This is a genomic window from Reichenbachiella agarivorans, from assembly GCF_025502585.1.
Lineage (GTDB): Bacteria > Bacteroidota > Bacteroidia > Cytophagales > Cyclobacteriaceae > Reichenbachiella > Reichenbachiella agarivorans.
Genome location: NZ_CP106679.1, coordinates 3,098,889 through 3,120,862 on the forward strand (window position 1 = coordinate 3,098,889; position 21,974 = coordinate 3,120,862).

Below are 21,974 nucleotides of genomic sequence, written 5' to 3' on the forward strand. Positions count from 1 at the left end.
TTCATTGAGTCAACTGGAGCTAAATAGCGATGTAGAGGGCGATTTCGAAGAACTCGTCACTTACTTTGCTGATGTTATTTTGCCTATTCCCCTTCCTGGGAGTTATACATATCGTGTCCCTCTGGATCTCAAGGGAGTCATTCAAGTAGGCTGTCGGGTGATTGTTCAGTTTGGTAAACAAAAGATTTACACAGGGATAGTTACTGCCCTGCACACTACTGCTCCCAAAGTCTATGAGGCCAAATTGATCATGGATTGCTTGGATGTTCATCCATCTGTCAACTCTTTTCAACTCAAGTTGTTTACTTGGATGGCAGAGTACTACATGTGCACAATTGGAGAAGTGCTCAATGCAGGACTGCCTAGTGGGCTCAAATTGAATAGTGAATCCTTCATACAGTTGAATCCTGATCGTGAGGAGCAAGTAGATTATTCCGATAAGGAAGAAAAAATCTTGGAGGCATTGAAAAGCAACGATCGCCTATCCTATCAGGATATATCCGAGGTGCTAGGAATCAAAATGATTCATCCTGTCTTGAAATCCCTCATACAAAAAGGAGCAATCCTACTTTATGAACAGGTCAAGGATAAATACAAGCCCAAGACCAAAAAGGTGCTGTGGCTCGATGAAAAATACCTAGTGGATCCAGTTCAAATGGAGCAATTGTTTGAAGAATTGGAAAAGCGTCCAAAACAACTGGAAGTATTGCTCAAATACCTCAGTTTGATCAGGATGGATGAGGGTACTACTAGAGCGGTCAAAGTGGATAAATCGGTTGTCACAGAGGCTGGTGTTTCTGCTTCTGGATTGAAGACCCTGCTCAAGAACGGGATTTTCTACGAGAAGGAAATCATCGTATCTCGAATAGAAGCGACAACAACCGCATCAGTTCATCAAGGAGATTTATCTGATTCGCAACAGGCCGCTTTGATGGAGGTAATAGAAGGGTTTCAGGCCAATAAACCTGTATTGCTGCACGGTATTACAGGTAGCGGAAAGACCGAAATTTATATAGAGTTGATCAAACAGGCATTAGAGAGTGGAGGGCAGGTACTTTACTTGCTGCCTGAGATTGCTTTGACTACTCAAATAGTAGCTCGGTTGCACAAGGTATTTGGGAGTAGTTTGGGTGTTTATCATTCCAAATACTCTGACAATGAACGTGTAGAAATATGGAATCAGGTGAGCGAAGGCAAAGTCAATTTGGTGGCGGGAGTGCGGTCTTCCTTGTTTTTGCCATTCAATGATTTGTCTCTGATCATCATTGATGAAGAACATGAGTCTTCGTTCAAGCAGTATGAGCCAGCACCGAGGTACCATGCCAGAGATTCTGCCATTTGGCTATCCCAGATCCATCAAGCCAATGTGTTGATGGGTACGGCCACACCTTCTCTGGATAGCTATCAAAATGCCCTAGAGGGCAAGTATCATTTGGTCGAGCTGCATGAGCGATTCGGGTCTGGTAGCCTGCCCAAGTTCACATTGGCTAATATTCTCAATGCGAGAAAGGCTAAACGGATGCATGGAGATTTCACTCCAGAGCTACTTGAAGCGATAGGTTCAGCCCTAGAGAAGAAAGAACAGGTGATCTTGTTTCAAAACCGGAGAGGATACTCTCCCTACTTGATATGTCATGATTGCAATCATGTGCCAAGATGCCAGAGTTGTGACGTGAGTTTAACTTTTCACATGCACTCCAATCACCTGATATGCCATTATTGTGGGTACAAAGAGTCTGTTCCAGCGGTGTGTGAAGCATGCGGATCTACAGCCATTCGTACCGTTGGCGTTGGAACGGAGAAAATAGAAGAAGACTTGAAAATATTATTTCCAGAGGCGCATGTTCAGCGCATGGATCAAGATACAACAAGGAGTAAATACGGTTATCAAAACATCATTGACAGATTCCAAAATGGAGAAACTGATATTTTGGTTGGAACCCAGATGTTGAGCAAGGGGCTGGATTTTGATAAGGTTTCGTTGGTAGGGGTGTTTGATTATGACAGAATCGTCCATTTTCCAGATTTTCGCTCTCATGAGCGGGCATTTCAGTTGATCACTCAAGTCAGTGGGAGAGCAGGTAGAAAAAATGACCAAGGCCAAGTAGTGATACAAACAGGAGAACCCGAGGGAGGTTTGTTGCAACTTATCTTGAGAGGGGATTACAAAGGGTTTTATCAGCAGGAGATATTAGAGAGAGGTAATTTTAATTATCCTCCTTTTTATCGCATGATCAAAATCATCCTCAAGCACAAAGAGCCACAAGTGTTGCAAAATGCTGCTGTGGATTATAGTGCCTTACTGGTAGGTGAACTAGGGAAGCGCCGTGTTTTGGGACCTCAAAAACCAGTGATTGGTCGGATTAGAAATTTGTATATTGAAGAAATTTTCCTGAAAATAGAAAAGAAGGGGGTGAGCATCAGCAAGGTGAAAGAGCTGACATACCGTTTGAATCTTGATTTGAGGAAGAAAAAAGAATATGCCTCGCTCAGAGTTTATTTTGATGTAGATCCAGTATGATATACAATCATTGCAGAACTTACACGTTGACTATTTGATACCAAGTAGATATTTTTGATATTTATAGAATTGAACCCATTTTGTACAAACATAACATAGTATGAGAATTGTAAAAACCTACCTTTTCCTCATGATCGTGCTTTCAGCTTTTTCGGTCAGCGCACAGACGAAATACGATAAAAAACTAGAGAAAGCAGATGAGGCTTATGAACTAGGGCAGTACAATAGCGCACGTGCTGAAATAGAAAAGATAAAAAAGCAGTCCACCAAAAAATTGGGAGCAACCAATGACTTCCTGCCGATTGCATACATCAAAGAAGCAAAGTATGACGTGGCACTTGGGATGTTGGGAAATATCGATGCATCCGTTACCAAGGGGTTGGAGTTGAGTGCTACGATCAACGGCGAAGAGAGTGAAGTGCACGCTTTGTTACTCAAAGAAGCTACCGAAGTGATGATACAGTATGGTAACTATGTCACAGCTAAAAAATATTTGGACTTGGCAAAGCCTATTCTCAGAGGAGCTGGTATGGATGAGGATTTGGCAGCCAGTATGGATGTATTAGAAGCACAAATATTGGTAGGTAGGGGCTTCTATACAGAGGCTATCAAATTGATCAATGAGAAAATGCCATTCTATCTCCAGCGAGCCCTAAATGAAGAAGGTAGAAGAAGTGCCGTTCGTGAAAGAAAGAGGGAGTTGGCGCGTATGATGATCTTTAAAGGGAATGCTTACAGACAAATGGGTAACTACCTCAGTGCAGATTCCTCTTTTGTTTATGCAGACACTTGGATCAACAAAAATTTGGGGAAGGCTGACATCCTTTATTCAGAGAATCAATACTGGAATACATACTTATTAGAAGAAAATGGGCTTGAAATTGGTTCTGTTGTAGACTTATATGAAAAGGCATATACACATACCATTAGAAAATATGCTCCTTCACATTATGTGACAATAATGATTCAAGAGAGGTTGATCAAGAGCTATATTAAGAATGGTAATTCTGGCAAGTTAAAAACACAAGAAGAGTTGTTTAGAAAAACGATAAAAGCGGAATATGGCAAAAACAGCATGAATAGTTTGATGCTCAAAACATTGAATTATGATGTGTTGATGGGAGGGAAAGATGTAGGACTAGAGAATGATGTAGCTACTATACTTAATAGTGAGTCATTGATCCCTAAATACCACCCCAAGAGGATTGAAATGCTAGAGTTTGCCAACAAAATTGCATTGATCAATGGCAGAAATGACAATTCTTACATGTATCTGAAAAATATCGCTCAGATCAAAGAAGTGCTGTATGGTAAGGAATCTCCTCAATACAATCTTACCATGGTACACATGGCCAATTACTATGTGGACTATACAGAAAAGTTTGCCGAGGCATTAGACATCTATTCTACTAGCTGGGATCAGATCGTCAAGAAAGAAATAACCGAAGGGCATTTGGATTATGTGGATATTTTGGATCACCAAGCGATCTTTTATGAAGAAAATGATCAGTACGATAAGGCGTCTGAGATATTAGATATTGCCTTGGAGGCATCAAGGAGAAAATATGATAACCAAGATCCAGCTTATGCTTTGGAATTGGACAAAATAGCTAACCTACAGTACAAAATAGGAAAATATGCAGAAGCAGAGAAGAATATAGAGATTGCGATTGCCATTTTGAAGAATTCAGATACGGATTTTGCTCCAGCATATTATGCACAATCATTGATTACACAGGCTACACTGTTGGCCATCAAAGGGGAGTATGATCAGGCAGAAGAAAACATCAATAGATCCGAAAAATTGCAAAGTCAAGGAGTACGTACTGTTGAAACTTCAGGGATTGAAATTGCAGATGAACTGGCAGAAGTGTTTTTGGATATCGGTAGGTACAAAGAAGCAGAGAAGTTGATTGATGAGGATCTGAAAAGAAAAGAAAGAAGATTTGGAACCAACTCTCGTCATTTGGATGATCCATTGGTTTTAAAGTCAAGAATTAAAATGACCTTGGGTGATTATACACAAGCAGAGCAATTTGCCCAACGAGCCAATGACATCACAACAGGTATTTTTGGTAAGGAGTCTTCTAAGGTCACGAATAGCATGATGGCTTTGGCCAAAGTAAATACATTGGTCGGTGACTATGAAACGGCCATTGATATCTTAGAAAAGGTCGTAGATATCAGAGAAACACAATTCGGTAGAGACCATATAGATGTGGCTCGTGCCGTTTCTGAACTGGCATTGGTCAAGTTTTACAACAATGAACCGCTGGCAGAAGTAGAGGACTTGTTTTTGAGAGCAGAAAAGATAATAGGAAAAAAATTGGGTGCATCAAACCCTACCTATGCTACCATTCTAAAAAACCTAGCAATTCTGTACATCGCAGATGGTAGATACAATTCTGCCATCAGTTTCCTTGATGAAGCAGGTGCTATATGGAGCAAGAAAATCGGTGTAAGAAATAATGTGAACGCTGCTAGTATCAGCGTACTCAAAGGAGATATCTTCTACAACAAAAAGGAATATAGCAAAGCGGATAGTTACTATGAAGAAGCCAAGAAAATGTATTCTAAATTCTTCAGTACCAGCCACCCTGAGTATGTCAAGGTTCAATCAAAACTGAGCAAGACCTATTTCATGAATGGAGATATCAAGAGGTCTCAAGTAGCATTGGAAGATGTATTGAGCAATTATTCGCTATTTATCCAAGAGTACTTTCCTGCTTTGAGTGAACGTGAAAAGGCAAAATTCTGGAATACGATCAAGTCAGATTATGAATTTTACAATACACTCGTGATCAACTACAACAGAAAGAATGATGAAATGATAGGTAATCTTTACAACAATGCGCTATTGACTAAGGCCTTGTTGTTGAGTTCATCAATCAAAATTCGTCAAAGAATTCTTTCTTCTGGAGACGAGGAGCTGAAGGCGATTTATCAAGATTGGGAAGCCAAAAAGGACTTGTTGACCAAAGTATTGTCCATGAGCTCGGATCAATTGATGCAGGCAGGGATAGATGGCCCATCGCTTTTGGGTCAAGTAGAAGATTTGGAGAAGAGGTTAAGTGAGAAGTCGGAGGACTTTAGTAGTGGATTTGAGAAAAGAACAGTCACCTGGCTGGATGTAAAGAACTCATTGAAACCCAATGAGGTGGCATTGGAAATGATCAGATTTAGAGTATTTGACCATACTTTTTCTGATGATTCTATCATGTACGCTGTGTTGTATATCAAGAATGAAGGAAAGAGAAGTGCTCCAGGTTTGATTCTCCTCAAAAATGGTAAGGACTTGGAAACCAAATATTTGAAATACTATAGAAATAGTATTCGATACAGAGTGGATGATCCTAAGTCTTATGAAAATTTCTGGAAACCAATTCAAGATGTGGTAGGTAATCCAGGTAAGATATACTTGTCGGCGGATGGTGTGTATAATCAGATCAATCTGGAAGCGATCAAACTAGAAGATGATAGTTATGTGTTGGATAAATCAAACATTATTTTGATCAGTAACACCAAGGATTTGTTCTTTGATAAAGTCACAACAAGGATTACGCAACAAGCCAATACAGCGTCAATGTTTGGAGACCCTAAATACTACGTGGCTACCTCTCCAGGAGAGTGGACAGGACGAGCTGCAATGCGTGGAGGTAACCCTGATGTAATAGGTAGGCTATATGGTACCGCAGAAGAGGTAGATGGCCTCAAGGGTATGCTCAGACGAGATGGATGGGTGACTGAGGAATTCAAGCAAGAAAAGGCCACTGAACAGGCCGTCAAGGACATGAATAATCCTAAGATATTCCATATTGCTACCCATGGTTTCTTCCAGCCAGATGCTAACTTGACTGACGAAGACATCGCATTGAATGAAAATGCTGCTGCACAAAACCCTCTGTTGAAAACAGGTTTGTTAATGGCTGGAGCAGGAGATATCTTGAATGAAACCAAGTCTAATTTTAACATCGAGGATGGTATTCTTACTGCCTATGAGGCAATGAACCTAAATTTGGATAAAACGGATTTAGTGGTTCTTTCTGCCTGTGAGACAGGGCTAGGGGAAATAGAGGCAGGTGAAGGTGTCTATGGTCTACAGAGAGCCTTTCTAGTGGCTGGAGCGAGGACAATCATCATGTCACTGTTCAAAGTGTCTGATGAGGCAACTCAGAAGCTAATGGTTAAATTCTACTCCAAATGGTTGACTACTGGAGACAAGAGATCAGCCTTCATAGAAGCGAAGCAAGAAATCAGAGATGAATACAAAGACCCTATTTTCTGGGGACCATTTATTATGATTGGGTTGGATTAAATTCTGATTTGATCAGGTTATATAAAAAGCAAGAGGCTGTCTCAAAAGTATGAGACAGCCTTTTGCTTTTTATAGCTAGCTTGCATCGAGCAGAGCACAATAGCTATTAGAATGAAAATAGATAGCGATACAAGTGATTAGATATTTCTCACAGTGTTTTGTTATCAGTAGAGAGGGTCAATGTGATTCAAACATGCAAAAATATTTTACACATTGAATAAACTGAGTTCGATTTTAAATAGCCCTTGAAGGGTTTTCTGCTCCTTTTATTTTGCTCTCTCTTAGCCTACAAAAATAGCATCAGGATGCTCCTGATGCTATTTTGTGTTATGTACTTCTTAATCTGACAACTGATAGATAGATACTAGCGCCGCGTATCTAATAATGCAAAAAGTGCTGTCGATTAATTTCACACTGAGGTGAATTCATACATTACAATTCTGAATGATCTGCAGCTAGTGTCGTGTAACTACCAATTAGAGCTCCTCCTTCGGTGGTTATATTAAAAGTGACCGTATAATCTCCATTCTCAATGCTCAACTCTATACTGCCGCCTGTTGCATAGTAACGATGCTGTCCGTTACACGTTGCTACTTCAGTTGTTTCATTATTAAATGAAAGCGTTTCACCATTGAATGCATAGGTTCCAGAGATAATTTCTTCTGTAGATAATAGTTCAATATTGATGTTAAAATCCTGTACATCACCATTGTGTCTATGTAAGGAAATAATAAGATAGCTGATTCCTTCAAAATCATAAGACATAGAACTAGCTCCACTGATTTCGTACTCGGCACTATTGAAAGTCACCGTTGGGACAGGTTCAGTGACTGTTACTATGAGCTCACCTATGATGCCTGATCCGTCATTGGCAGTAGCCGTGATCTTGCAGGTTCCTGCTGATACACCTGTTATGAGACCGTCGGTTGTTACGGTAGCATTGTCGTTTTCAGCAGTCCAGGTTACTGTCATGTCAGTCGCATCTGCTGGCAGTACTGTAGCTGATAGCTGTGTAGTACTACCTACTTCTACCGTTTCTGTGCCTGTGAGAGTGATGTCTGTTACCAGGTTTGAAACCAGTGTCACTTCTCTAGGAGTACTATAAACATATTCACCATCTTGTATGGCATAGGCGAAGACATAGTAAGTCGAATTGGTAGTTAAGTCTGTAATTGTCACGTCAAAATTATCAGCATCATCGTCAGATGCAATATGAACTCTGTCTGCAGAGCCTTTCTTGATATAGGCCACTCCATATTCAGTAGCTTCAGGATCACCTCCCAGAGCAGAGTTTCCTACCACGGTAAAGGAAGTAGCAGTCTGCTCTGTTATTTCCGTACCGATATTGACGGCTACTGTCTTTAACCCTTCTTCTTCCTCTTCGGATATCCCTTTCTTAACATCTTCTCCTTTTATTTCTTGAGTAGCATCTGCACAGGAGGAATAGGTCAAAACAACACTTTCAATTGCAAATGATTTAACCAAGTCTTTTATTACATCTCCATCTTGAGTTGCTTGAAAAAGAATTTTAGATTGAGTGCCATGATCACCTTTTTTGATTTCGAATTCGACTCTATCCGTCTTTTTTTCCGTAGGCTCATAGTTACCTTCTTCATTAGCAATTAGTTCCTCAAATGAATAGGTTGCAGTAACTAGCACATCACGATCAAAAGTTGACTTTGCCGCATAATAGGAATCACCATAATAAGAATAGTTATCATATACTGCTCCTCCGGCATATACATATAAAATGTAGCTTGTTGAATTATCTCCTATTGTAACCTCATCATTAAGATTGCTGCAATTTGATTCTGAACCCACTTTATCTTCATCCCAACAGCTCGTCAGTATTGTTAAGGGAATTATAAATAGAAGATTTAATGCAAATTTTTTCATTCCAGTATAGTATTAAAGTTTATGATTTCGATGAAATCCGGTTTAAAAATTGAGTAATAAATAAGGGATTGAATAGTGATATTCTACAGAGGGGATAGGCAAAATTAGATAGCTTTATTGAAAAATAAATTATTCTTATTTCACCTGCTGAGAAAAAATGATAAGGAATTCGATCAATGCTGTTTTTTGATCGATTAATGAAATTCTTGTCAGATTATGTGAGTCTAAGCCAGTTCTTTCAAATCCACAGGGACGACTCTGGATACACCTTGTTCTACCATAGTGACACCATAGATGATGTCTGTAGTAGACATGGTGCGTTTGTTGTGTGTGACGATGATGAACTGCGACTCACCTGAGAAATCTCGGATGATGTTGTTGAACTTGTCGATGTTGGCATCATCGAGTGGTGCATCGACCTCATCGAATATACAGAACGGTGCTGGTTTGATCAAGTAGATTGCAAACAGGAGCGAAGTGGCTGTCAACGTTTTCTCTCCTCCAGAGAGTTGGTTGATGGATAGTGGTCTCTTGCCTTTTGGTTTTGCAACTATCTCGATAGAAGAGTCCAAGGGATTGTCAGGATCAGACAGGAAGAGGTCGCACTGATCTTCATCTGTAAAGAGCGATCTAAATACCCTGATAAAATTGGTTTTGATGCTCTCAAAAGCCTCTAAGAAGGTCACCTTGGCTACATCATTGATTTCATCTATGGTGGACATCAGAGATTCTTTGGCTTTGGTCAAATCATCCTTTTGTGCGGTGATGAAATCATGTCTTTGCTTGATCTCTTCATACGCTTCCATCGCCATTGGATTGATTGGACCCATGGTTTCCAATCGATTTTTGAGCTTATCTACCCTGTCTCTTAGTTCAGTTTCATCTAGGCCTTCTACCTTTTTGAGATTTTCATTTTCTTCTTCACTGTCGATGAGCAATTGGTCTATATCTACTTTAAACTCTACAGAGAGTCTTTCTTTGATTCCACTCAGTTCTAGGCGCGTCTCGTTGAGCGAATTTTGAATCATCATGATTCGTTCGTCATTGTTTTCTCGTTCACGTTGCACTTCGCGGGTTCCTTTTTCGACGGTTTCTATTTGCTCACGCTCTGCATAGTATTGTTTTTCAGCTTCTGTGACACCCAGTTCTATACTTTCCTTTTCCTCATACATTTCGATCAATTGATCGTCATTGGAGTCGGTTTTTTCTATCAGTTGTCTGATCTCTTCATCGGTCATCTTGAGGTCGCTTTGGTTTTTGGCGATTCTCTCCTTAGATGATTCCAGGGTCGAAGTTTTGTGTGCAATCTCTTGCGTGATACTTGATACCTTATTTTGTTGCTGATGAAAGACTATGTTTTCTTGATTAAACGCGGAAGATTTTTCGTTGAGTAAGTCATTGAAAGACGCAATCTCTTCTTTGAAATTGTAGTTTTTTGACTCCAGCTCGTTCAAAATTTTCTGCTCGGAGATTTGTTTGGGTTCCAGTTCTGCAATTTCGTCTTGTAAAGCAGAGATTTTGTCAAGGATGTCTTCACTTTTGAGCTCATTCTCAGATAGGAGAGTGGAGTATTGCTCTTGTTTGGTAGTGAGTGAAATGTACTCCTCGTTGACTTTGTTCAAGTCATACTGTACCAGTTCGAGTTCTTCACTATAACTGCTCGCTTTGAATCTTTCTAAGTCTCCTGTTTTTTCCTCTAGGTTTTGTTTTACCTCGTCAAGTTTACTCGTGAGGTTTTTGATTGTAAGGGATAATTTTTCGAGGTTTTTTGCTCGTCCTATTTTCTTGCCTTCAAACAATCCAATAGAACCTCCAGAGATGCTGTAGTTGCGGTTGATGATCTTTCCACTTTTGGTGATGAGGACAGCGTTTTTACTCTCTACCTTTCCACTCTCATTGGTCGTGATATAGACATTGTCCAAAATATGGCCTATGAGCTTTTTGTATTTTTGATCATACTCAACCACTTCAGTGGCTGGAATGGCATTTTCTAGTAGTTCGGACTGGCTGGGATGGAAGTTTTCGAATCGATCCAGAATGAAGAAATGCGCCTTGCCTTTGGCTGCATCACTGAGGATGTTGACTGCTTTGAAGGCTTCTGCTTCTGTCTCCACAATGTAGTAGTTCATGTACGGTTCGAGGTAGTTTTCGACCGTGACTCTGTACTCTTCTGGACAAGTCAATACATCAGAGAGGAGGGGCGCATTTTTGCTCCATCCTTTTTCCTTTTTGAGGAACTTGATGGCTTCTGGAAAACCCTCAAGGTTGTCTACCAAAGATTTGGTCAGACTGTATTCGTTTTGCGAGGCGTCTAGCTTGCGGTTGACTTGCTGGAGTTCTTCGCGGATTACTTCTACGGTTTTTTCCGAATGTTTGATTCTGTTTTTGAGTTCCTCATCTTTTGACTTGAGGTACTCGTACTCCTCTTGTTTGATTTTTTTCTGACTTTCTACTTCCTTGATTCGATGCTCGAACCCTCGGAGATTTTCAGTCCTAGAGCTGCTGTCATTGGTAGCTTTCTCCAGTTCTTGTTTGAGTGTACTGAGCTGGATGTTTTTGATCTCCAGCGATTTGCTTAGTTGGTAGACTTCTTCCTTTTTTTGGATGAAATTTTCATTGAGAATTTCACCTTGTTTTTTTAGTTCAGCATTGGTTTCTTTTTCCTTCTCGTATTCACTTTGCAGTGTATTGAGTTTGTAGGTGATTTCGTTAAGAAGCTTTTCCGAAGTAGATCTTTCGTTTTCGAGACTGGCTATACTGAATGCTGACCTTTCACTGCTTTTTCGGTCTTGCTCAATGAGTTCCTTGAGGTTGTCACTTTTGTCATTGAGGAATCTCAACCTCTCGTTTTTGATTTTTTTCTCACTCTCGTACGATCTGATTTTTTGTACGTGTTCGTTAAGTGTTTTTTGGCGTGTAACGAGTAATTTTTCTTTGACGATCAGTTCTGCTTTTGCTTTTTCGAGCAAGGCGTCTTTTTCAGAGAGTTGCTTGTTGAGACTGATTTTTAGGTCATTGCATGTTTGAATTGATTTGTTGAGCTCGCTCAAACGGTTTTTTTGGTGATGGACTGTTTTTTTGGCCAGCTCGACACTGAAGACCTTGTAGTCTTCTTTGATCTCATAATATTTTTCAGCTTGTTTTGCCTGTTTTTCTAGCGATTTGAGGTTTTTTTCAATTTCGAACAGCAAGTCTTCTACACGTTCCAAATCTGCATCTGTGTCACTCAGTTTTCGCATGGTTTCTTTTTTGCGAATCTTGAATTTGGAAATCCCAGCTGCTTCTTCAAACAGCCCTCTGCGTGAGTTGTCCTTGTCATTGAGGATATTGTCTACCATACCTAGCTCAATGATCGCATAGCTGTTGGATGCGATGCCTGTATCAAGGAATAGGCTTGTGATGTCCTTGAGTCGGCAAGTGACCCCATTGAGTTGGTATTCACTTTCACCTGATCGGTAGTATCGTCTGGTGATGGTGACATTAGAGTATTCTGTAGGGAGTAGATTTTTGGTGTTTTTGAACGAAAGAGAGACCTCAGCCATCTGGGTAGCCTTTCGGTTTTTGGTGCCGTTGAAAATGATGTTCTCCATCTTTTCAGATCGGAGAGACTTGACTTTCTGCTCTCCCAAAACCCAGCGTATAGAATCTACCACATTGGATTTTCCGCAACCATTTGGTCCTACGATTCCAGTGATTCCTTCGTCAAAATTGATAACTACTCTGTCACCAAAACTTTTGAACCCCTTGATCTCTAATTTGGTTAATTGCATGCGGTTTTTAAAAATTCAGAATCGACAAATTTAAATTAATTCCTTAGATTTGGTTCATGGATGATTCTAATATTTTATACTACATTGTATTGGGTGCTATTTACCTTCTTTCTCGATTTTTGAAGAAAAAGAAACCAGAAGATGTAGCACAGGAATCTACAGAAGATACCCAACAACCAACGCCTTCTTCACGTCCCAAAGATCAGCCTTCTTTCGAAGACTTGTTCAAACAAATTACGGGAGAAAGTTATGTGCCTGTCAAGGAAAGGTCTGCCCAGGAACGCAACGTGATTGAACGCCAAGTTGAGGCACGTCAAGCCGTAGTAGAGGCAGAACGTCATGTCAAAGAGCAAACTGTATTGTCAGAAGTCGTCAAGCCTGTATCAAAACCGAGGACGTTTCAGGATAGAGCGGTGGCTCAACCTCAAAAGCATTTTGCTAAACCTAAGACCTTTGAAGAGAGAACCGATCGTGACAAACCGATAGTTTTTGCTAGATCTGAGAAATTTGCAATTCAACAAGAAGACGATGAATTCAGAGAAGATTTGTTGGATATGCTGGCAGAAGAAGACGGTGCAAAAAAGGCCTTCGTTTTGGGGGAGATATTTGATCGCAAGTACTAGAGATTTCGGAGGTCTTCTATTTCCTTTTTGAATCCACTTGTAATGATTGGAAATCTACACCAAGTCTTGGGGTCAACATTGAAATCATCCAAATGAAAAGAAGGAGCCAGTCTTTCTCTTTTCCATTGATTGATTGACCATAGTCTGTAAAATTTGATAATGTAAGACTTGAGGGTTTCTTGAGGAATAGATGAGGTTTTGTTCAGGATTAGGAATACCTGTACAGGATTTTGTCTTTGTGCAATCGCAAGTCTTTCGATGGCTACCATCAGTGTGTAGGGCATGAGATCATCCTCGTCCGTCTGTGTATATTCTTGGGGTCGTAGTTCGGCGGTAGGGGTGAGTTGGTTCACATATTTCAAACCTGTGTATCCCAATTCCTTCTCGGCATACTTTAACCATTGGAGTACAAATGGTTTGTCTACACCTGCAATTGGCGCGAGACTACCGCTGGTATCTCCATCCATGGTTGTGTAACCCACATCACCTTCGCTGCGGTTGGAGGTAGTCAATAGTATTTTGTTTTGTAGGTTGGCGATCATCCATATCAGTGGAGAGCGCGTTCTCGCTTGGATGTTTTGTAGCGCAATGTCATCTGTTTCCCATGACAGTTTGCGACCGATGGCTTCTTCGGCGATGCGATGGGCGTTGAGGACACTTTCGTCAATGGTCCATGCGCGAAATTGTGCACCAAGAGATTCAGCTAGGTTTTGAGCGGACTCTAGTGTCTGGGTGGATGAATTTTTGGTTCCTTGATAAGCTGTGAAAAGAATCTGTTGCGTGATTTGTTTGGCAGCTTGATCTTCGTCCGAATTGAGAAGAAGAGAAGAATCGAGGTGAATGGCTTTTGCAAGCGCATCTATCCCCAGCTCCTTGATTCCTATCCTGACCATGTGAGCCACCAATACAGCAATAGAAGAGGAGTCGGCACCACCGCTCAAAGACAGTACATAGCCATTGATATAGGTCTTACGCATGTAGTCAAACAATGCCAAAGCACCTGCCTGTGCAAACTCTTCTTGACTCGTACGAAAATCGTCGATGATCTTAGCTTCTTGTCTTGAGTGAATGTCATAAAAATGAAGTTCAAAGGGCTTGAAAGTCAATCTCCTGTTCTTGATAAGAAATCTCCCTTCATGCGCCAGTAATACATCTCCATCATAAATTACCCTGCCAGATTCATTCCCTAGTTGATTGACATACAAGTAGTGACAGTGAAAATTTTGACTGCTTGTTAGTACCAGTTCATCGCGCAATTGTTTTTTCTCAAATGAGAAGTGACTAGCGCTGGGGTTGAGAATGAGATCAACGCCCTTTTCGTACAAGCGACAAGCAGGTCTGTCAGTTCTCCACGCATCTTCGCAGATTTCTATTCCGACCAAAAGGCCTTCTATATCAAAAGTGAGGTCACCGATTGGATAGTTTTTGTCCTGTATCGTGATGTTGTCTACGGTATTCCTTGGCCATGAACTAAACCAGCGTTTTTCATAATGAATTCCATCGTTGGCTAGTGATTGTTTGGCATAGAAGCCTTTGATTTCCTGATTGGAAATGATACAAGTGCAGTTGTACGTATTGTGTTGATGCTGGATAGGTAGCCCTACTGCAACTGTGATATCTTGACAGTAATCTTGGAGTGAAAGGAGTTGGTTTATCGCCTCTTCAGGTACCCAATTGCTTAGGAAGAGATCTTGACATCCATATGCAGTGATGCAAAGCTCTGGAAGACATAGGATTTTGACTTGGTTCCTTTTGGCAGCGTCAATCGCTTGTTTGATGTTACGAATGTTGTTTTCCCAATCAATGGGCGTTTGGTTGAGACAAGCCCCTCCAATTCTCACTTGATTCATAAGCGACCAGGTTTTGCTATATATTCAGCTTTTGACAAGTTTTTTCAGCAGCATCTTGTTCGGCTTTTTTCTTGCTGAGTCCATGTCCCACACTAATTTCCTTTTTGCCGACAAATATCTTGGCTTCAAATTTTTTGAAGTGCTTTTGACCATCCAATTCTACCACCTCAAAGGTCAGAGGCTTGTTTTCCTTTTGTGACCACTCAATCACCCTACTTTTAAAATTGGTATCCGTTGAGATAATCATGTCAATATCTACATGGGGGATGATCAGTTTTTTGAGAATGAAACTCTTGGTAAACTGATGACCTTTGTCTAGATATACTGCTCCTACGAGTGCTTCTAGTGCATCTCCATAGATAGATTTAAAAGATTGTTTGTTTCCTTTGAGATGACCATTGTACTGGATGATTTCTTCCAGACCTATCTTCTTAGCCAACTGATTAAGGTTTTCACGGTTGACTATACGTGATCTTACCTCGGTCAAGAATCCTTCGTCCTTGAAAGGGTATTTGTTGAATAGGTATTCTGCCACAATGAGCCCCAATACCGCATCACCAAGATATTCTAACCTCTCATTAGATTCGACAAAACCTTCTCGTTTCTCCTTGGCTGCAGAGGTATGTCTCATTGCCAGATAATAGAGATCTATATTGGAAGGTTTTCCTCCAATGATTCGTCTTAGAAAGCTCGAATATGTATTGTCCTTAGATTTTTTGAATAGAAACAGACTCGTTAAACTTTAGATCCAAATTATGACTCAAATTTACGGAATATGATGGAAGTATTGTGACCACCAAATCCAAATGTATTGCTTAATGCAACATTAATGTTTCTTTTTTGAGCTTTGTTGAATGTAAAGTTGAGCTTGTTGTCAAATTGCTCGTCATCCGTGAAGTGGTTAATTGTCGGAGGAGCCACCTGATTTTGGATGGCCAATATGCAGGCTGCCGCTTCAATCGCACCAGCTGCTCCCAACAAGTGACCAGTCATAGACTTAGTCGATGAGATATTCAAATTGTATGCGTGATCTCCAAAGACCTTTTTGATCGCCGAAGACTCACTCAAGTCACCGAGTGGAGTGGAAGTACCATGTACGTTGATATAGTCAACCTCACTAGGAGAGATGTTTGCATCCCTAAGTGCGTTTTTCATCACGTTGGTTGCTCCGATTCCTTCTGGGTGTGGTGCAGTCATGTGGTAAGCGTCCGCAGACATCCCTCCACCTATTAGTTCTGCATAAATTTTTGCGCCTCTCGCTTTGGCATGTTCCAATTCTTCTAGAATCAGACAAGCGGCTCCTTCACCTAATACAAACCCATCTCTGTCTTTGTCAAAAGGTCTCGATGCTGTTTCTGGGGAGTCATTTCTTTCTGAGAGGGCTTTCATGGCATTGAAACCACCCACGCCAGATTCTGTTACTGCTGCTTCTGATCCTCCACTGATAAATATATCTGCCATACCCAGCCTGATATAATTAAAGGAATCTAGCAGTGCATTGGTGCCAGAGGCACAAGCACTCACAGTCGTGAAGTTCGGTCCACGAAAACCGTATTTGATTGAGATCATACCAGGGGCAATGTCTGCAATCATCTTAGGGATGAAAAATGGGTTGTATTTAGGTGTGCCATCTCCAGCAGCGAAATTCATCACTTCGTCTTGGAAAGTTTTGAGACCACCAATACCAGCTCCCCATATCACACCAGCTCTGTCAAGATCAATTTTTTCCAGATTCAATCCTGAATCCAATACCGCTTGGTCTGCTACTATATGAGCAAACTGTGTGAATGGATCCATTTTGCGTGCATCTTTTTTGTCAAAGTGATCGAATGGATCAAAGCCTTTGACTTCACAAGCAAATCTGGTTTTGAATTTTTCCGCGTCGAAACGGGTGATAGGCGCAGCGCCACTTACACCAGTAGATAATCCTTCCCAATATTCTTTAGGATTGTTACCTATTGGTGTAAGAGCCCCAAGGCCGGTAACTACAACTCGCTTTAATTGCATCTTTGTAAGTTCCCTGATTTAGGTATGATTTAAAATTATTTTGCGTTCGCTTCCAAGTAAGAGATAGCTTGTCCAACAGTTCCGATGTTTTCAGCCTGATCGTCTGGAATAGAGATGTTGAATTCTTTTTCGAATTCCATGATCAACTCTACTGTATCAAGTGAATCAGCACCAAGATCGTTTGTGAAGCTTGCTTCTGCGTTTACTTCAGACTCCTCTACTCCTAATTTGTCGATAATAATTGATTTTACTTTTTGTGCTATATCAGACATTATTATTATTGTTTGGTTTAAAAATCTGTGCAAAGAAATGAATTAAAAGCATTAAAGCCAAACAAATTTATTCAATCTTAAATCGGAAAATCAGGGGTGATATATCAGCGATCTTAAGTACTGAATGATGAGTGAGTTATACTTATATTTCTCTGAGTATTTTTTATACCTAGGAATTAGTTCTAATTTCGAGGAATAAATAAGGCAATATCGGTTTATTACTTAAGGTAAAAATTGCTTTTATATAAGAAAAGCCGATATTTGCACTTCGAAAATTCTTGAAACATAAATTTTACACAAAATCGCTAAACAAAAATTTCAGAGAAGGGGTCCGAGAGGCAGAGTTGAGGAACCTTACAAAGTAAATGATAAGATAACTGCTCGCGAAGTGAGAGTTGTGGGTGAGAATGTAGAAGTCGACGTGTATTCGTTGAGTGCTGCATTGAATCTAGCGAGAGAGCAAGGTCTTGATCTTGTTGAGATTTCTCCTAAAGCTGTTCCGCCTGTTTGTAAGATCATTGATTACTCAAAGTTCAAATACGAGCAGAAGAAGAAGCAAAAGGAAATCAAATCCAAGGCACATAAAACAGTGTTGAAGGAAATTCGATTTGGTCCTAATACTGACGATCATGATTTTCATTTCAAACTAAAGCATGCAGAGAAGTTTCTTGAAGAAGGAGCTAAAGTAAAGGCTTATGTTCATTTTGTAGGAAGAACAATCGTTTTTAAAGAGAGAGGGGAGATTTTATTGTTGAAATTTGCTCAAGCTCTGGAGGAATATGCTAAGGTGGAACAATTGCCAAAACTAGAGGGAAAAAGAATGTTCCTCTTGTTGTCCCCAAAGCCGGTAAAGAAGAAATAAATAGTTAAGTAAATAAAATGCCAAAAGTTAAAACTAAATCAGGAGCGAAGAAACGTTTCAAATTGACTGGAAGTGGTAAGATCAAAAGAAAGCATGCTTTCAAAAGCCACATCTTGACCAAAAAGGAAACGAAACAGAAGAGAAATCTGACTAAAATGGGCTTGGTCCACAAGACAGATCTTCCTAACGTTAAAGAGATGCTCAACATTTAATCACGCCTAGGGCGAGATTAGGTTCAAATTTTCACCAGAGGGTTGGTATTAAGATTCATCACAAGTGAACGCCAATAATCAAAAAAGTTAAAAATTATGCCAAGATCAGTAAACACTGTAGCTAGTAGAGCTAGAAGAAAAAAGGTTCTGAAATTAGCCAAGGGTTATTTCGGAAGAAGAAAAAATGTATGGACGGTAGCAAAGAATGCCGTTGAGAAGGGCTTAGGCTATTCTTACAGAGACAGAAAGGTTAAGAAAAGAGAGTTTAGAAAACTGTGGATTCAAAGAATCAACGCAGGAGCCAGAGAGCACGGCATGTCTTACTCTCAGTTTATGGGCAAAATTTCTGCTGCTCAAATCGAATTGAATAGAAAAGTATTGGCGGATTTAGCAATGAATCACCCAGCTGCTTTCAAAGCAGTAGTGGATACCTTGAAGTAATCACTACTCAATAAAGAAGTAAGAACCCTGACTGGTGTAGTCAGGGTTTTTTTGTGCCTATTATTTAATAGTTTTAGCCCTGATATAAAGGACGGGAATATGAATCGAAGAAAATTTATAGGGAATACGGCATTGTTGACTGGCGCAAGTATGTTGACCTATTGCACTACTGAAGCCAAGAGTGAAGGGAAAAAGGCAACGGTGATCAAACCTATGGGATTGAAAAAAGGCGATACTATCGGTTTGATTACACCAGGTAGTGCCTTGATAGGAGATGCTGAACTGAGAGCAGTTCGTAACATGGAGAGTCTGGGGTTTAAGGTAGTCAAGTCTAAGAATTTCAACATACGGACAGGGTTTGTGGCTGGTACCGATCAACAGCGTGTGGATGATTTGCATGCCATGTTTGCCAATCCTGAAATTAACGCAATCATTTGTGCACGTGGAGGCTATGGTACGGGTAGACTGTTGCAGCTGCTTGATTATGAATTGATTCGAAACAACCCCAAGATACTATTGGGGTTTAGTGATATCACGGCACTGCATTACGCTATTTTTCAGCAAACGGGATTGGTATGCTATCATGGGCCTGTGGCTTCTTCTGAATTCACACCGCATACCACTTTTGGGGTGCAGGACGTGCTCATGTCAACCAAGCTCGCCAAGATAGCTAGGCCAGTAGCATGGCAAACGAAATCCGCAGAGTCCTATCAATACATGAGTTTAGTGAAGGGAGTGAGTGAAGGACAATTAATTGGAGGTAATTTAAGTATCATGTGTTCATTATTGGGTACTCCATATGATGTTGATTTTGTAGGTAAAATTGTTTTCATAGAGGAGGTAGGAGAATCGCTCTATCGTGTAGATCGGATGTTGACTCAGTTGTTGAACTCTGGTAAATTGGATAATTGTGCTGGAGTTGTACTGGGGATATTTGATAGCTGCACAGCTAAATCTGGTGGAGTAGATGATGATAATTATGTAACCCTCACAAAGGTGCTCAAAGATCGTTTGGGACGATTGGCGATTCCAGTGATGTATGGCCTGCCAATCGGACACATAGATGACAACAGTACACTTCCCATTGGAATTAGAGCAAGAATGGATACAGACAGGCAGACTTTAGAATTGCTGGAAACAGCAGTAGTGTGAACGATTTAATTGATCATAAAACGAAATCTTCAATGGCTTGAGTTTATTACCTAATGTATAAACCTTGACTCTCTTGCTTGGTTTTTATGTATCATATTAGTTTTTGCAAAGGAGATTTACCTTGAGAGCAAGTGCTTAGGTTGATCGATTAAAATTATGATATAAAAAAGGCTGTCTCATGCTTTTGAGACAGCCTTTTTTGTGATTTTCTCACTCTTAATCTTACGAATCTCCTTCTGTTTTTGGAAGTATATTCGTGACGATTTTTACCCTTTCAGGATTGTTGGTAGCATTGCTTGTGATGGTAATTACTTTGTTTTGGTGGCCAATTTTGCCAGTACTGTTGAAAGTAACCTCAATCTTGCTAGATGCTCCTGGTGCAATGGGTTCTCTTGGCCAGCTAGAGGCAGTGCAACCACATGTGGTTTGTACATTGGAGATAATTACTGGTGCGTTTCCATCATTGACAAATTCAAAAGTATAGTTAACCTTGTCACCTTGTGTGATGTCACCAAAGTCATAAGAAGAGGTAGCAAATTTGATATGTGGGCCTGAGGGGATGATTTCCGCACCTTCTTGTGCAAATACTCCAATACTGCTAAGTAGTATTGAGAGGATTAGAAGTGTCTTTTTCATAGTGATCATATATAGTTTAATGTAACCTAAACGTAAGTTTAAAAGAATTTGCTGTCAAAATTAACTAGAAATAATTCGTTTTTTGCTCTGGTCATGGCAGTATATGCCCATCTGATGAAATCATTATCATCATAATCTTCACCTAAATACCCCTGATCTGCAAAAACGGCATCCCATTGTCCACCTTGAGATTTATGACAGGTGAGAGCATAGGCATACTTGACTTGTAGCGCATTCAGGTATTTGTCTGCTTTGACGGCTTCTTTTTGCTGTTTTTTTGGTAAGTCAGCGTAATCAAGTAATACGCTCTTGTAGAGTTCTTGATTCTGCTCTTTTGTCATAGCTGGACTATAGCTATGCAGACCATCCAATATAATTTTAACCTCAAAAGAATTGACGTCAGGATAATCAACCAATCGGATTTCAATATCCGCAAATCGTAATCCATGGAGTTCTTCATCTTTCTTGATCTTCAATACTTCCATAAAATCCCCGTTTGCTAAGAAACCTGATGGAACTTCTTCGGTAGCAAAGTTGTAGTTATTGCGAGCGATCATCAACAAGTCTCCCGCTTCTAGCTCTTCCTCTTTGTACAAGAGGTTGGTACGGATGTAATGATTGTACATGACTGCATTTTTATTGGATCGACAGATAACCAGCGTATTTTCAATCCCATACTTGTCATGAGCATAGCGTAGGCCGTCCTCTAGTTTTTCGGAAGTCATGCGATAGATATCCTGGTGAGTCTTGGTTTTAAATTTAATCACAGGATCTTTTTGGTTGAGCACATCTCTCAGTAGAGTCGCATTGACCAATATACCACTGTCAGCTGCTTGACGAGTGATCTCGGTCAAGGTGCTGCCAAATACCGTTAGTTTGTACACATCTCTTAGGTAGCTTTGATCCAAGGCCAGGCTTGTAGATTGATTGATTGGAGGTAACTGTGCAGTATCTCCAATTAATATGAGTTTGTTGTTTTCTTTTTCAAAGACATAATCTATTAGGTCGTTGAGCAAGCTATTGCTCTTGTACTCTGCCTCCGAGCTGATCATGGAGGCTTCATCTACAATAAAAATGGTATTGTCTTGGTAATTGCTGATTTTACTAAAAACAGGGCCAGCATCATCTGCATCACTCTTTGTTTTATAAATTCGTTTGTGAATGGTAAAGGCATTGCGCTTGGAGTATTGGCTGATGACTTTGGCTGCTCGACCTGTGGGAGCTAGCAAGACAAATTTGTAATTGAATAATGGAAGGATCTTGACCAAAGCACCAACGATAGTGGTCTTGCCTGTGCCTGCATACCCTTGAAGCACAAAAGTTGGTTTGGCTTCTTTGGAGGCAATGAACTGATCAAATTGTGCGAACATAGCCAATTGACTGACCGTAGGTTCATGTTCAAACTTATTTTTTAAAA

15 protein-coding genes are annotated in these 21,974 nt (G+C 40.3%); 7 read left to right on the forward strand and 8 right to left on the reverse strand.

Features of this window, described 5'->3' with window-relative positions:
• Nucleotides 1-4 precede the first annotated feature (4 nt).
• On the forward strand, nucleotides 5-2,521 hold the full coding sequence (gene priA / locus N6H18_RS13085; RefSeq protein ID WP_262308723.1) for a replication restart helicase PriA: 2,517 nt from the start codon (nucleotides 5-7) through the stop codon (nucleotides 2,519-2,521).
• Between the two features lie 100 nt (nucleotides 2,522-2,621).
• Nucleotides 2,622-6,836, forward strand: a complete 4,215-nt coding sequence (locus N6H18_RS13090; RefSeq protein WP_262308724.1) for a CHAT domain-containing protein — start codon at nucleotides 2,622-2,624, stop codon at nucleotides 6,834-6,836.
• A gap of 432 nt (nucleotides 6,837-7,268) precedes the next feature.
• Here N6H18_RS13090 and N6H18_RS13095 read toward each other — a convergent pair whose 3' ends face one another.
• Both N6H18_RS13095 and smc read right to left on the reverse strand, forming a co-directional pair.
• Nucleotides 7,269-8,732: an Ig-like domain-containing protein gene (locus N6H18_RS13095; RefSeq protein ID WP_262308725.1), complete on the reverse strand. Its 1,464-nt coding sequence runs from the start codon at nucleotides 8,730-8,732 to the stop codon at nucleotides 7,269-7,271.
• Nucleotides 8,733-8,956: 224 nt separating this feature from the next.
• Entirely contained in the window at nucleotides 8,957-12,502 is a 3,546-nt protein-coding gene (gene smc, locus N6H18_RS13100; protein WP_262308726.1) for a chromosome segregation protein SMC, read from the reverse strand.
• 56 nt (nucleotides 12,503-12,558) lie between these two features.
• On the opposite strand from smc, the gene N6H18_RS13105 reads away from it, so the two are divergent.
• On the forward strand, nucleotides 12,559-13,125 hold the full coding sequence (locus tag N6H18_RS13105) for a hypothetical protein (protein WP_262308727.1): 567 nt from the start codon (nucleotides 12,559-12,561) through the stop codon (nucleotides 13,123-13,125).
• On the opposite strand, the gene nadE is transcribed toward N6H18_RS13105, so the two are convergent.
• Genes nadE through N6H18_RS13125 form a run of 4 tightly spaced genes read right to left on the reverse strand, consistent with a single transcriptional unit; the run spans nucleotide 13,122 to nucleotide 17,254 of the window.
• On the reverse strand, nucleotides 13,122-14,975 hold the full coding sequence (gene nadE, locus N6H18_RS13110; RefSeq protein WP_262308728.1) for an NAD(+) synthase: 1,854 nt from the start codon (nucleotides 14,973-14,975) through the stop codon (nucleotides 13,122-13,124). The genes N6H18_RS13105 and nadE overlap by 4 nt on opposite strands.
• A gap of 16 nt (nucleotides 14,976-14,991) precedes the next feature.
• Complete coding sequence (gene rnc, locus N6H18_RS13115; protein WP_262311613.1) at nucleotides 14,992-15,705, reverse strand: ribonuclease III; 714 nt, start codon at nucleotides 15,703-15,705, stop codon at nucleotides 14,992-14,994.
• A 23-nt stretch (nucleotides 15,706-15,728) separates the two neighbouring features.
• Entirely contained in the window at nucleotides 15,729-16,982 is a 1,254-nt protein-coding gene (fabF, locus tag N6H18_RS13120; protein WP_262308729.1) for a beta-ketoacyl-ACP synthase II, read from the reverse strand.
• A 35-nt stretch (nucleotides 16,983-17,017) separates the two neighbouring features.
• Nucleotides 17,018-17,254, reverse strand: a complete 237-nt coding sequence (locus N6H18_RS13125) for an acyl carrier protein (protein ID WP_262308730.1) — start codon at nucleotides 17,252-17,254, stop codon at nucleotides 17,018-17,020.
• A gap of 301 nt (nucleotides 17,255-17,555) precedes the next feature.
• Between N6H18_RS13125 and infC the strand changes: the two genes are divergently transcribed.
• From infC to N6H18_RS13145, 4 genes are all read left to right on the forward strand, one after another.
• Complete coding sequence (gene infC, locus N6H18_RS13130) at nucleotides 17,556-18,116, forward strand: translation initiation factor IF-3 (RefSeq protein ID WP_262311614.1); 561 nt, start codon at nucleotides 17,556-17,558, stop codon at nucleotides 18,114-18,116.
• Nucleotides 18,117-18,133: 17 nt separating this feature from the next.
• Complete coding sequence (gene rpmI / locus N6H18_RS13135; protein ID WP_262308731.1) at nucleotides 18,134-18,328, forward strand: 50S ribosomal protein L35; 195 nt, start codon at nucleotides 18,134-18,136, stop codon at nucleotides 18,326-18,328.
• A gap of 96 nt (nucleotides 18,329-18,424) precedes the next feature.
• Nucleotides 18,425-18,769: a 50S ribosomal protein L20 gene (gene rplT / locus N6H18_RS13140; RefSeq protein WP_262308732.1), complete on the forward strand. Its 345-nt coding sequence runs from the start codon at nucleotides 18,425-18,427 to the stop codon at nucleotides 18,767-18,769.
• A 99-nt stretch (nucleotides 18,770-18,868) separates the two neighbouring features.
• Nucleotides 18,869-19,921 (forward strand): S66 peptidase family protein, encoded by a 1,053-nt coding sequence (locus N6H18_RS13145; protein ID WP_262308733.1) that lies wholly within the window; start codon nucleotides 18,869-18,871, stop codon nucleotides 19,919-19,921.
• 222 nt (nucleotides 19,922-20,143) lie between these two features.
• On the opposite strand, the gene N6H18_RS13150 is transcribed toward N6H18_RS13145, so the two are convergent.
• Nucleotides 20,144-20,557 carry a DUF1573 domain-containing protein gene (locus N6H18_RS13150; protein ID WP_262308734.1) on the reverse strand — a complete coding sequence of 138 codons (414 nt, stop codon included), beginning with the start codon at nucleotides 20,555-20,557 and terminating at the stop codon, nucleotides 20,144-20,146.
• A gap of 38 nt (nucleotides 20,558-20,595) precedes the next feature.
• On the reverse strand, nucleotides 20,596-21,927 hold the full coding sequence (locus N6H18_RS13155; RefSeq protein ID WP_262308735.1) for an ATP-dependent DNA helicase: 1,332 nt from the start codon (nucleotides 21,925-21,927) through the stop codon (nucleotides 20,596-20,598).
• Nucleotides 21,928-21,974: the final 47 nt, after the last annotated feature.